We start from the raw sequence: 16,598 nt of genomic DNA on the forward strand, positions 1-16,598 counted from the left end.
AATAATATGAGTGCAAACACAAAAAAGCCCCCGCGCTTGCGGGGGCTTTTTTGTGAAACATAAGGTAAGGTTCTAGTTTAATGCCGGCCTACTGCTTTACCAGTTTCAGCACGTGGCGGCGGGCGCCGGTGCGGGTTTCCACGTAGTACACGCCTGCGGGCAAGTCGGCCACGTTCAATGTGGTGGAGCCCGCCGCGGTGCCTTGCAGCAAGACCTGGCCCAGAGCGTTGCGCACCCACCACTGCACCGCACCCACACCTGCTAGGGTTACACGCTCGGTAGCAGGGTTCGGGTAGAGCGCGGGAGGCAGCGAGGCTTCGGTGCTCACGGACACAACCTGCGAAAGCGAAGCCTTACCATCGAAGTCTACCTGGCGCAGACGGTAATAAACGGTGCTAGCCGCGGCCGGTAATGCATCCAGGTAGCTGTAGTGGCTAGGGCTGCTGGTATTGCCCTGCCCTTTTACATCGGCCAAGCGGCTGAACTCGCGGCCATCGAGGCTGCGCAGAACCTCAAACCGGTCGTTGTTTTTCTCCTGGGCCGTGGCCCAGCGCAACAGCGTGCCCGGCTTGGTTAGCTCGGCGGTAAAGGCCGTGAGCGACACGGGCAGCGGGTTCTGGCTGTTGTCGGCATCGGTAGAGGCCAGGGCAAACTCACCGAATGCGTTGATCAGGCCCGAGGTGAGCGTGCCCGACACAAAGGCGTTGGTATTGGCCGTGCCGGTGCTGCTGGCGCGGCCTGCGTTTTCCCAGCCGCTGCCCCCGTTACGGGCTATTACCAGTGAAGCAGCACCCGGGTCGTTCACTTGGTCACTGGCCTCGAAGGACAGGGTAACAGAACCGCTGAAACCGGTGGGCTGGGCATCGGGGGTGATGGTGAAGTAGCGCATACGGGATACGCGCCGCAGGTCGCCGGTAAGTGTTTGGGTAGCCGAACGGCCTTCGGTTTGCTCCACGGTGTAGGTGGTGGTGGAGGTTTGCGCGGCAATGGTAAGCGTAACGGGACGGTAGCTGGTGGTTTTGCCTACCGGGAAAAGGGCAGTTGCCGCGCCGGGCAACGTTACACGCGCCACAGGGCCGCTCACGAAGCTGGTGCCGCTGCCGCCCGTTACCGTAGCGGCCGGGTACAGCGTGAGCAAGTTGGTGGAATTAGTAGTCAGGCGGCCGTTGGTGAGCGTGAGTGCGCCTTCCAAGTTTACCGGGCCGGCCAGCGTGGTTTCGCCGGCGTTGTTCAGGTTCAGGCTAAAGTAGTTGCCGGCGCTGATTATACCTGGCGTGGTGTATATCGGACGGCTAACAGCGGCACCCCAACCGGTGGCTATGCGTAATCCATCCAAGGTGAGCGTAACGGCGCTGCTGCCTCCTTGGCGGAGCGCAATGGCATTCAGCGCCAGACCGGCTTCGGTTTGAGTTGCTGTGAGTAGCGGAACACCTGGCTCAGCTTCAGTAGCTGCTCCGTCCACCATGTATAGGCTGTAGGTATTGCTGGAACCTTGCTGCTCATACTTAAGCACAACCTGGTAGTTCTTGAACAAGTCAAACACCTGGGTGCTGTATGTCGCCGTGCCCGATGTAGCCAGGCCTACCTGGAAGCCACCGGTGGTGGTACGGATAAACACGCGGCCGCGGAAAACCGTAGTTCCGGCCTCGCTGAAGTGCAGGAAGTAGTCGCCGTTTCGTGCTTCTGTTACGCGCACAATGGCCGAGGCGTAAAGCGTGGTAGCACCCGTGGGCAGCGTGAAGGGTTTAAACACGTCCTGACCTCCAGTAGTCATTTGCACCCGGCGGGAGGTAGTAGAATCCACTGCTCCAATAGTATAGTTGGTGAAAGCATTGTTGTGCGCAACCACTACCACGTTGGGACTAGCGGCCCCCTGCTCCAGCCAGCCGTTGGCGGTTAAATCGGTGCCAGCCGGGTAGTTAAAATCGTCTTCCAGCACCAGTGTGCCGGGCGCCGGGTTCTGAATGGGCGGCAGGTTTCCAAAGCCCGTAACGGTGAAGCTGTAGGAGCCCTCGTTGCTGTCGTTGTTGAAAATGATGATGGTAGCTGTGCGGGTGCCTGCTGCCGAGGGCGTGAACGTAATGCTGAACGGCTGGCTTCCGTTGGGGGCAATCGACGAATTCACGGGCTGGGTTGCGGTGAAATCGGCGCTGTTTGCGCCCGTTACCTGCACCCGCGGATTGGCGGTCAGGATCAGGAACGCGTTGCCCCTGTTCAGAATGGAAAACGAAGCCGCGCTGCTGCTGGCACCCACCAGCGTGGCGGGGAAGCTGTAGCTGCCGGTGCCACTGGGCAGCGACGCGCCGCCCTGCGTTACGTCGATTTCGGGAGCGGGAGCAGCCGTTTGCACCGTACCAAAGAGGTTGACGTTGTCGACGCTGTATGTGGACGTTGTGGACGAAACCGCATAATAAAAGCGGAACTCGATGGGCGTGGCCTCGGTAATGTTTGTGAAACCAGTTAACGCAATCGACTTGCTGCCCCCGTTGGTTGTTCCCGTCTGCAAAGCCGTAGCGAAGTTATCTAGACTAGAACGCACTTCATAGTCTTGGTTGCCGCTCGCAGAACGCTGGTCAACAAATGCGAGAGAAGTCAACGTAGCCTGATAGCCACTTTGGGGCGAAAAGGTGAACGACACGTATTTCCCTGCATTAATTGTAACAGCCCAATCACGGGAATTAAAGCGGCCTGTTCCCGCATTAGCAGTTACGCCAGTACGGCTAAATGCACTACCACTTACGTTAGCAGCGACTGTGGAAGGATTATCCGGATTGGTCGCCGATTCAAAATCGTAACCCAGCAGCGGCGAAACAGTCGTTGCGAAGGTTTCGTCGGCGCCATAAACCGTACCTAGGTTGCTAACTACATAGGCGGCCACGTAGTACGTGGTGCTGGGCGTGAGGCCGGTGAGGTTGGCCGTAAAAGGACTGGCTGTACCCGCAACCGCCAGTTGCTGCACCCCTGCCCCACCAATGCGCGGATTAGGCGCGGTTCCGTACACCACCCCCCGGCTGCTAATGGTAGCGCCGTTGGCGTTGGTGAAAGCGCCGCCGGTGGTAGCCGAGTTGAACGTAATGGCAGTGGCCGCCGTGGTGGAAACCGTGGGCGGTGCCGTTACCGTGAAGCTGCCGGTGGCCGTGTAGGTAGTGGCACCATCGGAGAGAACAACCGCGCCGGCCCCCGCTGGCGTGCCCGCCGCCACGGTAGCCGTTACGGTGGTAGCCGTGGCCGAAACGTTGGTGGCAGCCGTGCCGCCAAACGCTACATCGGTAACGGTGCTCAGGTTAGTGCCCGATATGGTTACCACCGTGCCCACCGGACCCGATGCAGGCGAGAAACCGGTAATAACCGGCCCCGGAGCCGTTACCGTAAAGCTGGCAGCCGAGGTACCCGTGCCACTTGGCGTGGTTACGGCAATGCTGCCGGTGGTAGCCCCGGCGGGTACCGTGGCCGATATCGTGGTGGCGTTGGTAACCGAGAAGGTAGTAGCGGCAGTGCCGTTAAAGGCAACGGCTGTGGCGCCGTTAAAATCGGTGCCGGTAATGGTAACCACGGTGCCCTCCGGGCCGCTGGTGGGCGTGAAGCTGGTAACGGTGGGCGCGGGTACTGGTACGGTTACCGTACCCAATAACGCCACTGTTGCGCCATCGGTGTCGCCACCACCGGCAATGGTGATGTTTACCGGCGTGCCCGCAGTGCCTTGGGCTCCGCTGCCACTGCCGCTCAACCGAACGTAAACGGTTTGGCTGGTGCCATTGAACGCCGTGAGAACCAATGGCGTGGTGGTAAAGCCGCTGCCACTCGTTAATGACAGTTCGTAGTTAGCTGGTGGCGTAAGCGTAACGTCCGTGCCATTCAGCGTGGTGCCGCTCAGGGCAAAGCTTTGCTCAGCTGAAGGTGTGCCCTGCGTGGTGGAGAAGCCAGAAAGGGTAGCCGGAGTTGCGGTGAGTGATGGAGCCGGGGCAGCTGTAAAGGGGGTTAGTGAAAAGTCATCTACTGCCAATCCATCATCAGAGTTGACGACATCAACATCAATCCATCGAATCCAAAAGGTCGCACCATTTGCAATGTTTAGGCTCGTAATAGTTGAACTGATAGAAGTGCGATTAGCTACAGCATTTCCATTGAAAGCTCCTACCGTACCAGTTGTATTTGGAGCCGTGAAAGTAAGTGCTGTTACAGCGGTCCAAGTACCATTGATAAGGCTAGTAGCATTAGTACTGTACTCGAAGTCTAATCTGTCTGCCCTACCAGTTGCACCCAGTCGCCACTGCTCGCCGATATAGGCAACATCAAGAGAGGTAATTGTTGAGCCGGTATTATTCGTGAAGGCAGCACCAATAGTTGGTACCGCTGTACCACTGCGTAAGCCTCCAAGAGCTCGATCGGAATTGCCTGCAGCTCCGTAGCTGTATGTATCTCCAGTATTAGAGCCACCTGCATCAACGGCGTATTGTTCATTGTCTCGGATTCCTCCTCCCGTTTCAGTTAGAAACCACCCCGTTATTATCAAGTCATTTGTGGTGGTACCGGCAGTGGAAGAAAGGGTATTGAAATTCTGACTAGCGGCTGCTCCTGCTGTCGTCAGGCTGACAGCCTGCCCCCACCCCACTAGCGGCAGCAGCAAAGCAAACAAAGCAAGAATCCACTGGCGGGCCGCTGGGCGAGGAGTACAAAGTCGGTTCATGCAACGCGTAAAATGGATGGATTGAATAGGACGTGACGAAGCTTCAAATATATAAAATCGGGGATACATCCTCTCCTCCAGCCCTGGTTATCTATTTATTACGCTTCGGCTTGTACTACTCAGCAAAGCCCCTCACCATACCGGCAAGGGGCTTTTTGCTTTCCAAGAGACGCGTTTACCCGCAGTACTTTTTTCGGTTGGCCAAGGGTAAGAGGATAGGTTAGACAATACCGGTGGGTACCAACGCAAACCGCCCCCTTGCCAGGTGGCAAGGGGGCGGTTTTACGAGAGTAGGTTAGCTTATTGCTTCACCACTTTGCGGCTCAGGCGCTGCTTGCCGTTCACCACGTTCACCAGGTAGGTGCCGGGCTTCAGGGTGCGCAGGTCTACTTGGCCGTTGGCGGGCAGCGGCTGGCTCAGCACCGTGCGGCCCAGCAGGTCGCTCACCGTTACACGGGCATCGGCAGCAGCGTCGCCCAACGTGATGTTCAGCACATCTACCACCGGGTTCGGGAACAGGGCCATTTCGGCGGCGTCGCCCACCACCACGGCTTGCACCGGCGAGAGGGAGAAGTTACCGTCGGTGTCCAGCTGCTTCAGGCGGTAGAACGAGGTACCGTTCAGCGGAGCGTTGTCTACGTAGTTGTAGGCGGTGCGGGCCGAAGTGGTACCGCGGCCTTCCACGAAGCCAATCTTGCTGAAGTTGCGGCCGTCGCGGCTGCGCAGTACTTCAAAGCCCTGGTTGTTCTTCTCCTGAGCAGTTACCCAGTCGAGTACCACGCGGCCGTTGCGGGCCTTAGCCGTGAACGATACCAGCTCCACCGGCAGCGGAACCTGCGGCTGGTTGTTCGGCACTTTGTAGTTCTCGGCGTTCAGCAGGCCGTCGTCGTTGAATTCGAAGGCGTAGAAGTAGTAACGTACGTTCGGGTCGAGGTTGCCCACGGTGAAGCTGTTGGCTGCACCGCTAAACACCACGTAGGTGTTCGAGGAGGTTTCGATAGCCGAGCCGCTACCAAACTGGTAGTTGCCGCCCACCGTGATACCCGGCGTAAAGTTCTGCTTGATTTGCGGGAACAAACGTACCGGCAGCTGCGAGTAGGTAGTAGTGGCAATTACCAAGCGGTTCTGACCGTAGCTCTGGCCCGCGGGCGGGTTGTCCAGGTCAAACGTAATGGTAGCTACCGTAGAGCCAGGAGCCCGCACGATGATAGCCGTCGATTGCGCACCGGGTACTTCAGCAATGGCAAAGCCACTGGCCGTACCGTTGCCGCTGGGTAGCGTGAAAGGAGCATTGCTGTACAGCGCAGCGTTCTGGAACGTTAGCGACTGGGTAGAAGCACCTACACGGGTAGGAGCGTAACGCACCAGCAGGTTGATAACGCGGTTGCCTTCTACGTTGTTGAGCAGCGTGTCGCTCTTCACATAAGTAGCACCACCATCGGTCGAAAACTCAAACTGCGGCGTGCGGTCGGGGTTACGCTGGGGGTCTTCGTTATCGTCGGGGAAGCTCAGGTTCAGCGGGCCGGTTAGCAGGAATGCCTCCAGACGTACGCTCTTCGCTGCCGACTTCGTGTTTTTCACCACGGCGTCGCCAAAGAAACCCAAAGGCTGCACCAAGCGCACGGTTGGTTCGCTGATACCCGTTACGGATACGTCGCGGTCGGGAGCAGGCGAGCTGGTGGCGCGAATCAGGGCGTTAACCGTAACCGCGTCGTTGCCGGGCACAAAGCGTACGTAAACCGGCGCCTGCAACACGTTGCCTTGGTTGTCACGACCGAAGGTAATGGACTTCGAGTAGGTGATACCGTCTTTCGACACCTCGAAGTAGAAACCGCTCGGGCCCGTTGGGAACACCGTAATGTCTTGCAGCAGGTTGGTGCCCGAAATCAGGAACGTCTGCGCTGCCGAAACCGTGGTGGGACGCGTAGCGAAGGTAAAGGTGTTGTTGTTCGGGTTCGTGATGGAAATATCCGATACGTTACCGTTCGAAGTAGCCGTAATCAACACCGTAACCGCATCGGCACCGGGGCTCGTTACCAGAATGTTCTGGTTAAAGGCGCCACCGGCAATCGGGGCCACCAGGCGCACTTCAATGGTGGTAGGGCTTACCGTACCAACCGACGAGGGCAGCAGCAAGGCCGAACTCGAGAAAGCACCACCAGCCGAAGCGTTGCGGATCTGGATATTGGGGTTCGAGGGGGTAAGGGTAATGGGGTTCGTACCAAGGCGCGTACCGCTTACCGTAAGGGTCAGGATGTTGGCCGAGCCGCTCTGGGTTACGTCACCGAAGTCCAGAGTAGTGGGCGTTACGTTCAGGGTAGCACCCTGGGGTGCCTGCGTGCCCTGGCCCGTTACGTTTACCACTTGTGTGGGGGCGTTAGCCGCCGCTACCGTAATGGTTTGGCTGCGGTTGCCGGTGGTAGTTGGCGTAAAGCGTACGTCAACGGTTACGTTGTTAACGGCGCCGCTTACGGGTGCAATGGTAGCCGTGGAGCTAAAAGCACCCGTACCAACGCGCACCTGGTAGTCGGAAGGAGCAGTAATAACAACCGGGTTAGAACCCAAACCAGCTGCGTTTACCGTGAATGACAGCGGCTGTGAAGCAGTGCCTTCCTGCGTGGCAGGAAATGCCAGCGGGTTCGGCGAGTAAGTTACCGTAAGCGAAGCCGGCACCGATTGGCCCTGACCAGATACCGCAATCGACTTGGACTGGGCGTTGGCGCTGTTCAGGATGATGTTCGAAACGAAGTTACCTACCTGCGAAGGCTGGAAAACCACGTTCAGAATACCGCCCGAAGAAGGCAAGGAAACAGTAGAAGCGTAAGGGCTGCCGTTGTAGCTTACCAGGAAGCCGGCCGGCGCCACCACATCAATGGGACCGGTGAGCGAGTTGCTGGTAACCGTAACGCTCTGCGGAGCCGACTGCGTGTTTACCACTTGCGGCTGGAAAGCCACGGCGGTGGGATTCACGAAAATCTCGGGCGGAGCCTGCAAGCCAGTACCAACCACCCGAATAGCGTTAGAGTTAACGGGGGGCGGGTTGTAACCAGCAGTCAGGAAGTCATCGTAACCTGTTGCTGCGCTGGGCGCAAAACGCAGGTAAATGGTAGTGTTGGCCAGGGTTTGTCCCGAAGTACGCGGCACCGTAATAATAGCGCCGGTGTTATCGGTGTAGCCCGTGGTGGCGTTCAAGCTACCTTGGAAGCCTTCGGGAATAAACACGTTCACCGAACGGTTTAGGTTACTACCCGACAGCGTGTAGGTTTTAGGAGCCGAAACCTGGCCAACCGTGATGGAACCGAAGTCCTGCGGGTCGCCGGCTTGGTTAGGCGTGAGAGTGATGACAGCCTGTTGTGCTATGCCCGCGAACGGGAGCATCAAGAAGATGGCCAACATCGCGCAAAGGCGAGACCAACTGGTCTGGCTCAGGGCGATTATGTAAGCGTTTTTCATATGTAAAGGTGAGTAATGGTTACAAAAAAAAGACGCGCGGCATTGTGCTTTGCTCGTCGGGTGTCCTTACGCAAGGGCAGAGAAAAGGATTGTTGAAATCAGCAATTATCATTGCAATTTTTTTAGACTCAACTACACTGCCGCGCCGGGAGGCAATCCGCGCAAACACCATAATTCGTGCCAACTCCGTGGAAGTAAGCCAAGTCAGAGTTATTTAGTCTTGAATTATTGCTATATACACCGCTTCTTCCCAACAGACTCCGACGCAAAAACGAAATATTCATATTTATTTATGATCGATTTGCCGGCGCAAAGTTGCAGTGAAAAACTGAAATCATCCGCTGTGTGCGTGTGTCCAAGTTTAGCGGCGCTGCACATACGGTCGGTTTAACACCATGGATGTTGATTGGTTCCGCATTGCCACCAGCAAAAGCAAAAAAATTACGTTGCCCCTAACGCCCCACAAAGCAAATTCGTGTCGCTGGGTTGGTAAAATTAAGAAGTCTTCACTGTTTACCTGCAGTTAATTTACACAATATCAATATCTTATATTTCAAATTCTTTACAGGCAGCCTTCCAATCGGCTGTGACAAGGAGGTTATCACGTAGTTGAACTCTGCCCCTGGCTTCTTAAAAAAACTGCACAGTATAATAAGCTGCCTCGGTCAACAAGTACGCGACAACAACCGCACTCTGACTACCACACCACTTCGGTATGTATGCCCTGGAAGGAAACTGATTGGCAAAACATAAGACACATAACGTCTAATGCTGATTAAAACACAGTTGCTTGCGGCCCTAAACCACAGTAGTCGTCATCTTACTAACTAATGGCCACCCGACTTTAAACTCCAGCAATGGATATACTGTGATACCAGATGCATAAATATTTCAATTACTCATTTACCTTTATCTATACCTGGCATCCTGTTCCAGACTCATGAAAACGCCAAATGAAAACACGGCGTTAACGTTCATGAGTTTAAACCAATGCCAGCGCACTCCCGAGCAAGCTGTTTATAAATCTGAGGTAGATAACGGAGGGGGTTGATGACTTTGCAGATTCGCTACCCGCGTCAGCCGAGCAAAGCGAATCTGCAAAGCCTAGCTAGCTGCATTTGTGCTGCGTGGTTGCTTTATTCCCACAATGGGTAATGCTCCAAATCTACTTCCTGCCCGAAAAACAAACGGGTGCTTTCTTCAAAGGAGGGGGTGAAATCCGATACATAGAAATGGTGCTTCGGCGGCCGGGAGGCTGGCGGAGCTTCCAGGCCGTGTGCCTGCAGCAAAGCTTTGAGCGCGGCAGCCACCGTATCGGATGGATCCAGCACATCGGTACGCCCCTGGTAGTACTCCACAATCTGCTCCCGAATGAGAGGATAGTGTGTGCAGGCCAGCACCAAGGCTTCGATATCGTCTAAAGCAGGATCGGAGAGGTAATTGTTAACCACACTTTGACTAACGGCATTGTGCACAAAGCCTTCCTCTACCATGGGCGCCAGCAACGGCGTAGCCAAGGCCTGGAGGGTAATGCCGAGGCCGAGGGCATCAAGCTTCTTGCGGTACACATTCGAGCCTACCGTTTGCTTGGTACCGATAAGACCTACCGTACGACCTGCGTAATGCTTGCCCACGTACTGCACAATGGGGTCAACCACATTAAGCACACGGGCTTTGGACCCTACGTATTCGCGCACAAGCTCGTAAGCCGCCGCCGAGGCCGAGTTACAAGCAATGAGAATGACTTTGCACTGCTGGCGCAACAGCAGGTCGCATATCTTAATGGAGTAGGCCTGAATGGCGGCCGTGCTTTTGTCGCCGTACGGTAGGTGGGCCGTATCGCCGAAATACAACAGCCGCTCGTGGGGCAGCATATTGCGCACGGCCCGGGCCACGGTAAGGCCGCCAATGCCGCTATCAAATACCCCGATGGGACGTGAATCGGAGGCCACGGAAAGGGACGCGGAAGCAGGGTCAGACATGGCCCGAAGATAAATGGTTTTGCCTCTGTACGGGGCCAATAGCGTATAAGCCCCATTCTTGTGGCGGCGGCCTGCACTTTTCTGCCTGTTGTTTTTAGCTGCCCTCATCCGCAAATAACCAGCTGATTTGCCTGCTACTACGCGACTGAACTAGGAGCGCGAGCCGCTATTAAATTGACTGAAAATTGTATTATGCAACCCCGCGCACCGTGTCGGTGTCGTGAAATGCGTATGTTGGCTTCTTCTTTTTACGTAAAACCCAGTATGACCCGCAGCGTCATTCTCGACGAAATCGACCAGGCACTGACCTCTTTTGATGCCGGCCGTGGCCGCCCGGTAGCTATTGAGCTTGGCGAGCGTAAGTACACGCAGTTGGTGTTAGACGTGGCTGCTTTGCACAGCGACGGCGGTAACCTCACGATGAATACCGGCCGACCATTGGCGTACCGCGGCCTGGAAATACTACGCGACGACGTGCACGTGGACCGGGTGCGGGTGATATAAAACCCGCATTACGCAGGTGCTGCCCGGCGCTACTCTCCGGGCTCAAGCGCAAACAGGGTCTCGACGGGCATGGCCAGGAAGGCCGCCAGCTTGAGCGCCAGCACGGCGGATGGCACGTACTTACGGCTCTCAATGGCCAGGATAGTTTGCCGGGAAACCCCTACCGCCTGCGCCACATCCTGCTGCGTAAGGTTGCGGCGGGCACGCTCAACTTTCAGGCAGTTGGTCACGATTGCACCCGGGGTTTGATGCGTAATTCGTAGTAAAAGCGCGCCAGGTAAGCGAGCAGCACCAAGGGCAGCACGCACAGCGTGGACGGAATTGCCTGGGCGGTGTCAGCCCACAGTACCACCATCCAGACGCTTACCCACAGGGCGTAAACGGCAGCGGCGGTAAACAACGCCTTGGAGCGACACCAGACGGTTCGCTCGTCTTCGTTGGACTCGGCACTCAACAGCCACAGCAGAGCACCGCCGGTCAACGCCAACGCGTTGAGGTTACCGAGCGTGCCGGGCAACAATAAATCGAGAAGGGGCACGAGCAGCAAGGCCAAGCCCAAGCGTTTGCCCCAAGATGGCAGCAGTAATTTTTTCATGAGAGAAGATTGTACGGACGCTCAAATGTAAATCACACTTTACATTTAGTCAACATTCCTTTACAATTATATGCCATACCAATGATTTTGGGAGTTGGTAAGACTCTTTTAACGTCCTCACATCGTGCCTACCGTACCTTTGCGGCATGAATCTGCTTTCGGGAGAAAATCTTTCTAAAAATTACGCGGACCGCTGGTTGTTCCGCGAACTGGGTTTCGGCCTGCAACAAGGCCAACGCGTGGCGCTGGTAGGCATTAACGGCTCGGGCAAAACCACGCTGCTGCGCATTCTGGCCGGCCTGGAGCCGCCCGATACCGGCTTGGTGAGCGTGCGCAAGGGCATTAGGGTAGCTTTCCTGGGCCAGCAGCCCGTTTTCGACGAAGACCTGACGGTGGAGCAAACCATTTTTGCTTCGCAGAACGATACCCTGGCCGCCATTCGCGACTACGAACACGTGGTGAACGACCCCAACCACAAGTCCGATGACTTGCAGCGGGTGATGGAGCAGATGGACGCGCTGAACGCCTGGGACTACGAGGCGCAGGTGAAACAGATCTTGGGCCGCTTGGGTATTTTGGGTCCGCTGCTGGAGCGGCAGGTACGCAACCTCTCGGGTGGGCAGCGCAAGCGCGTGGCTTTGGCGCGCGTGCTTATCGAAGAGCCCGAAGTGCTGATTCTCGATGAGCCTACCAACCACCTCGACCTCGATACCATTGAGTGGCTAGAAAACCGCTTGGCCTCCCCCACCCTCACCCTGCTAATGGTGACCCACGACCGTTACTTCCTAGATAAGGTAGCCAACGAGATTGTGGAGCTGGACCAGGGCCGCGTGCACCGCTACCAGGGCAACTACTCCTACTTTGTGGAGAAGAAAGCCGAACGGGAGCAAATAGAGGTGGCCGAAGTGGAGAAGGCCCGCAACCTGCTGCGCAAGGAGTTGGAGTGGATGCGCCGCCAGCCCCAAGCCCGCGGCACCAAGCAAAAAGCCCGCATCGACGCGTTTTACGAAACCCAGGAGAAGGCCAAGACCAAGATTGGCGGCCCGCAGCTAGAGTTGAGCGTGAAAACGACGCGTCAGGGCGGCAAAATCATTGAAGTCGAACACCTGCACAAGCAGTTCGGCGACAAAGTGGTGTTGCAGGACTTCAGTTACGTGTTCAAGAAAAAAGACCGTATCGGCCTCATTGGGCCAAACGGCGCGGGCAAGTCTACGCTGCTGAACATGCTCACGGGCAAGCTGCAGCCCGATTCGGGTACCGTGGATGCGGGCCAAACCACCGTGTTCGGCTACTACACCCAAACCGAGCTGGTGTTCGACGAGACGCAGCGCGTTATCGACATTGTGAAGGAAGTGGCCGAAGTGGTGGAAATGGCCAACGGCGACGTGGTTACGGCTTCGCAGTTTCTGCAGCACTTCCAGTTTCCACCGGCTCAGCAGTATACGCTTGTCAGCAAGCTGAGTGGAGGCGAAAAGCGCCGTTTGCAGTTGCTGCGCGTGCTCATCAAGAACCCCAACTTCCTGATTCTCGACGAGCCGACCAATGACCTCGACATCATTACCCTTAATATCCTCGAGGACTTCCTACTCAACTTCACCGGCTGTCTGCTCATCGTTTCGCACGACCGGTACTTCATGGATGCTTTGGTAGAACACGTGTTTGTGCTGGAGCCCGGCGGCGAAATCCGTCAGTTCCCCGGCAACTACACCGACTACCGCGAGTGGCAGAAGGAGCACCAGAGCGAGGAGTACGCCCGTGAGCAGGCCCGTACAGCTAAGGCCGCAGCCGGCGTAGCCCCTTCGGCAGAAACCAAGGCGGCTCCTGCCCCAGCGGCATCAACCGCAGCGCCCAAGCGCAAGGCCACGTTTGCGGAGAAGAAGGAATACGAAACGCTCGAAAAGGAGCTGGAAAAGCTGGAAACGCAGAAGCAGCAGCTTATAGAAAAGCTAAACGCCGGCAGCGGCACCCACAAAGAATTAGCCGACTGGGCCGCCGACCTCAAGCGTACCGACGCCGAGTTAGACGCCAAAGGCGAACGGTGGCTGGAGTTGGCCGAGTACATGGATTAACTCCCGCTTTGTTTGAAAAGCCCTGCCGTAGTAATTCGGCAGGGCTTTTTCAGCATTAATAACGTCTGGGTTCTGTATGGTGCTGGCTCCTGCAGAACTTCCGGCGACATGCTGCCGCAATAAAAAGCTTGAATGTGCAGCCTCGGTTGCTTGGCGTTGTCGGTTAAAACATTCCGGACCCGGGTTGCTTTTTGGGTAGCCGACGTTGGTACTGTTTCAACTCCTTCAACATTTAACCGCCATGAAAAACCCGCATTTGCTTTCCCGTTTGTTTGTGATGCTGCTTAGCTGCCTGTTGTGGTCGGCAGCCGGCCAGGCCCAGGACAAGCCGGCTCCAGCAAGCCCACCTGCCACGGCCACCGGTAAGGCGGGCAAGGCCAACGTAACGGTGAAGTACAGCAGCCCTGCCGTAAAAGGCCGCAAGATTTGGGGCGGCCTAGAGCCCTACGGCAAGGTATGGCGCGCCGGGGCCAACGAGGCCACCACCGTTACCTTCGACCAGCCCGTTACCGTGGAAGGCAAGGCCCTGCCGGCCGGCACCTACTCCTTCTTCGTTATTCCCACGGAACAGGACTGGACGGTTATCTTCAACAAGACGGCTAATCAGTGGGGCGCTTACAAATACGATGAGAAGCAGGATGCCCTACGCGCTACGGTAAAGCCACGCAAAGCCGCCACCATGAACGAGCGGCTGACCTACACCGTAGCCAGCCCCGGTTTGATTTTGCGTTGGGAAAACGTGGAGTTGCCCGTGGCCATTAAATAAGCCCGCTGCACCGACGCGTAACACCCAACTCCGTACAAAAGCGCGCCCCGCCGGATTACTCCGGCGGGGCGCGCTTTTGTGCTTTAGCCGTAAAAACCACCATTGGGCCCCGATCTACCCGCTTTCGGATTACGGACGGGCGCCATAACTCCGCAGAGTTGCGCGTACTTCACAACAATGGGTTGAGCTATTCGCCGCTAAACAAGCTCAGCAGGTAAAGTAAACCCGCCATTTGCCTGGGGAACAAGCGGGAAGATTCGCCCGATGGCCGTTAACGGAATGGGGCCGAAAACGTGCGCAAATTCCTGCTGACGGCTGGCTACAAACTCACGTTTTACCGATATGCCCGCGGCCTGCACTGCTTTTTCATCCAGTTCCAGCAACAGCATATCCGCCCGGCCCGCGTAGTAGCGGTTGGCGGTTTCCACTACCTGGTACAACTCCGAGGTATGAATAAAACCTTCGGCCTTCAGATCGGGACTGGCAAAAAAGCCGGTTTGTTGGGCTTGCTGCCAGTCGGCCGGCTCGGCAATGCGGTAGAGCATGGCGTGGGTATGGTTCATCAATTCCAGGTTGGGTGGCTGTAGGTGTAAAAAGCAGAAGCCAGCTGTCGGTCTTGCGACGGACAACTGGCAGCCACAAACTAGCAACTGAAAATTACGCCTTCCAGAGTTCGTGCTGCTGGCCTTTGCCGGTGTTCAGCACGAGGCGTACGGGGTTGGGCAGCAGCACCAAACGCACCTGCTTGCCTTGGTACTTCTCCGAGTCTACCCACACGCCGTCTTCGGCCGTGGGCTCGGGGTTGTTGGGCAGGTAGGCGGTGGGCAGCAGCACGTCGGTGTCGGAGCTTAGGTCGCCGTGCACTTTTTCCAGCGCCTTTTCCAGGTAGTCGCCGTACTCCTCGTTGAAATCGTCTTCGAGGTCGTGCAGCTCTTCCTCAATATCGTCGTAGCGCGAGTCGCTGTAAGCGAGCTGGTGCAAGTCGTGTTTCTTGGTCAAAAGGGCCACGAGGGCCGCGTTTAGGGCGTTGGTATCCATAAAAAAAGAGTATGCGTAGGGGTGGCAACTGCTACAACAAAGGTGAGAAAAAACCTTAAAACGTACTCATTGTATACGGCGGGGCACTAATTACGCTGAAACCGTATTTTTACCGCTGTATTTCCCTGAGTCGCGAATTTCCCACCCCTACTTCCCCAGCATTATGGAAACGATGACGCCGGCCGCTGCCGCCACCCCCGCCACCGCCGATTTTCTGCCCCTCAATGGCACCGACCACCTCGAGTTTTACGTCGGCAACGCCAAACAATCGGCTTACTACTACCAAGCCGCGTTCGGTTTTGAGCTGGTGGCGTATTCGGGCCCCGAAACCGGCGTGCGCGACCGGGCTTCGTACGTGCTGCAGCAAAACAAAATACGGCTGGTACTCACCACGTCGCTCCTGCCCGACTCCGACATTACCCGCCACGTGGCCAAGCACGGCGACGGCGTGAAGGTTATGGCCCTGTGGGTAGACGACGCCCGCAAATCGTTTGAAGAAACTACCAAGCGCGGCGCCAAGCCCGCTTTCGAGCCCTACACCATTTCCGACGAGCACGGCGAGGTGACCATGGCCGGTATTTACACCTATGGCGAAACCATTCACACTTTCGTGGAGCGTTCTAAGTACAACGGGCCGTTTCTGCCGGGCTTCGTGGCCAAGAGCAGCAACGTGCCGCAGGGCAACCCGGTGGGTTTGCAGTACGTGGACCACTGCGTGGGCAACGTGGGCTGGGGTCAAATGAACCAGTGGGTGAAGTTTTACGAAGATGTAATGGGCTTTAAACTGCTCATTACCTTCGACGACGACGACATCAGCACCGAGTACTCGGCCCTCATGTCGAAGGTGGTGTCGAACGGCAACGGCTTCGTGAAATTCCCCATCAACGAGCCCGCCGAAGGCAAGAAAAAGTCACAGATCGAGGAATACCTCGACTTCTACCACGATGCCGGCGTGCAGCACATTGCCATCATCACCCACGACATTCGCACGACGGTAGCCGAGCTGCGTCGCCGCGGCGTGGAATTCCTAACGGTACCCGCCACGTATTACGACGACCTGCTGGACCGCGTGGGCGCCATTGACGAGGAACTGGAAAGCATTAAGGCCCTGAACCTGTTAGTGGACCGCGACGAGGAAGGCTATCTGCTTCAGATTTTCACCAAGCCGGTGGAAGACCGCCCCACGGTGTTCTTCGAAATCATTCAGCGCAAAGGAGCCAAGTCGTTCGGCAAGGGCAACTTCAAAGCCCTGTTCGAAGCTATTGAACGCGAGCAAGCCCTGCGCGGTAACCTCTAAGCATAACTTACTTCAACCTGAAAAGGCCACAACCCCAACGGTTGTGGCCTTTTTGTTTGGCGGCAGTTTCTGTGAATCACCCGAATATGTGATTGAAGTGCTTGGTGCTAATGGCTTGATTTGAATCAGGGAATAAACGCGAATAACCAAAAGGCAACATCCTGTTATTCAGCATTTAATTCCGCAAAAACCCTCACTCGCACTTTG

At 56.5% G+C, this 16,598-nt stretch carries 11 protein-coding genes; 4 read left to right on the forward strand and 7 right to left on the reverse strand.

Features of this window, described 5'->3' with window-relative positions:
* Positions 1–88 precede the first annotated feature (88 nt).
* The 3 genes from ABD903_RS12965 to murI form a co-directional block, all read right to left on the reverse strand.
* Positions 89–4,003 (reverse strand): IPT/TIG domain-containing protein, encoded by a 3,915-nt coding sequence (locus tag ABD903_RS12965; RefSeq protein ID WP_345224855.1) that lies wholly within the window; start codon positions 4,001–4,003, stop codon positions 89–91.
* Between the two features lie 984 nt (positions 4,004–4,987).
* Positions 4,988–8,140 carry a T9SS type A sorting domain-containing protein gene (locus tag ABD903_RS12970; RefSeq protein WP_345224857.1) on the reverse strand — a complete coding sequence of 1,051 codons (3,153 nt, stop codon included), beginning with the start codon at positions 8,138–8,140 and terminating at the stop codon, positions 4,988–4,990.
* Between the two features lie 1,136 nt (positions 8,141–9,276).
* On the reverse strand, positions 9,277–10,122 hold the full coding sequence (gene murI, locus ABD903_RS12975; RefSeq protein WP_345224859.1) for a glutamate racemase: 846 nt from the start codon (positions 10,120–10,122) through the stop codon (positions 9,277–9,279).
* A gap of 264 nt (positions 10,123–10,386) precedes the next feature.
* Between murI and ABD903_RS12980 the strand changes: the two genes are divergently transcribed.
* Positions 10,387–10,626, forward strand: a complete 240-nt coding sequence (locus ABD903_RS12980) for a hypothetical protein (protein WP_345224862.1) — start codon at positions 10,387–10,389, stop codon at positions 10,624–10,626.
* Positions 10,627–10,655: 29 nt separating this feature from the next.
* Here the strand turns inward: ABD903_RS12980 and ABD903_RS12985 are convergent, their stop codons facing one another.
* Positions 10,656–10,856, reverse strand: coding sequence for a helix-turn-helix transcriptional regulator (locus tag ABD903_RS12985; protein WP_345224864.1), 201 nt, complete (start codon positions 10,854–10,856; stop codon positions 10,656–10,658).
* Positions 10,853–11,221: a hypothetical protein gene (locus ABD903_RS12990; protein ID WP_345224866.1), complete on the reverse strand. Its 369-nt coding sequence runs from the start codon at positions 11,219–11,221 to the stop codon at positions 10,853–10,855. The genes ABD903_RS12985 and ABD903_RS12990 overlap by 4 nt, the downstream gene beginning before the upstream one ends.
* Before the next feature lie 146 nt (positions 11,222–11,367).
* Here ABD903_RS12990 and ABD903_RS13000 point away from each other — a divergent pair, with 146 nt between their 5' ends.
* Positions 11,368–13,290: an ABC-F family ATP-binding cassette domain-containing protein gene (locus ABD903_RS13000; protein ID WP_425555477.1), complete on the forward strand. Its 1,923-nt coding sequence runs from the start codon at positions 11,368–11,370 to the stop codon at positions 13,288–13,290.
* A 241-nt stretch (positions 13,291–13,531) separates the two neighbouring features.
* Positions 13,532–14,056, forward strand: a complete 525-nt coding sequence (locus ABD903_RS13005; RefSeq protein ID WP_345224868.1) for a DUF2911 domain-containing protein — start codon at positions 13,532–13,534, stop codon at positions 14,054–14,056.
* 197 nt (positions 14,057–14,253) lie between these two features.
* Here ABD903_RS13005 and ABD903_RS13010 read toward each other — a convergent pair whose 3' ends face one another.
* Positions 14,254–14,619 carry a DUF952 domain-containing protein gene (locus ABD903_RS13010; protein WP_345224870.1) on the reverse strand — a complete coding sequence of 122 codons (366 nt, stop codon included), beginning with the start codon at positions 14,617–14,619 and terminating at the stop codon, positions 14,254–14,256.
* 94 nt (positions 14,620–14,713) lie between these two features.
* Positions 14,714–15,094, reverse strand: a complete 381-nt coding sequence (locus ABD903_RS13015) for a hypothetical protein (protein WP_345224872.1) — start codon at positions 15,092–15,094, stop codon at positions 14,714–14,716.
* Positions 15,095–15,257: 163 nt separating this feature from the next.
* On the opposite strand from ABD903_RS13015, the gene hppD reads away from it, so the two are divergent.
* Positions 15,258–16,391, forward strand: a complete 1,134-nt coding sequence (hppD, locus tag ABD903_RS13020; RefSeq protein ID WP_345224875.1) for a 4-hydroxyphenylpyruvate dioxygenase — start codon at positions 15,258–15,260, stop codon at positions 16,389–16,391.
* The last annotated feature ends 207 nt before the right edge of the window (positions 16,392–16,598 follow it).

The sequence above is a fragment of the Hymenobacter koreensis genome, assembly GCF_039541855.1.
GTDB lineage: Bacteria > Bacteroidota > Bacteroidia > Cytophagales > Hymenobacteraceae > Solirubrum > Solirubrum koreensis.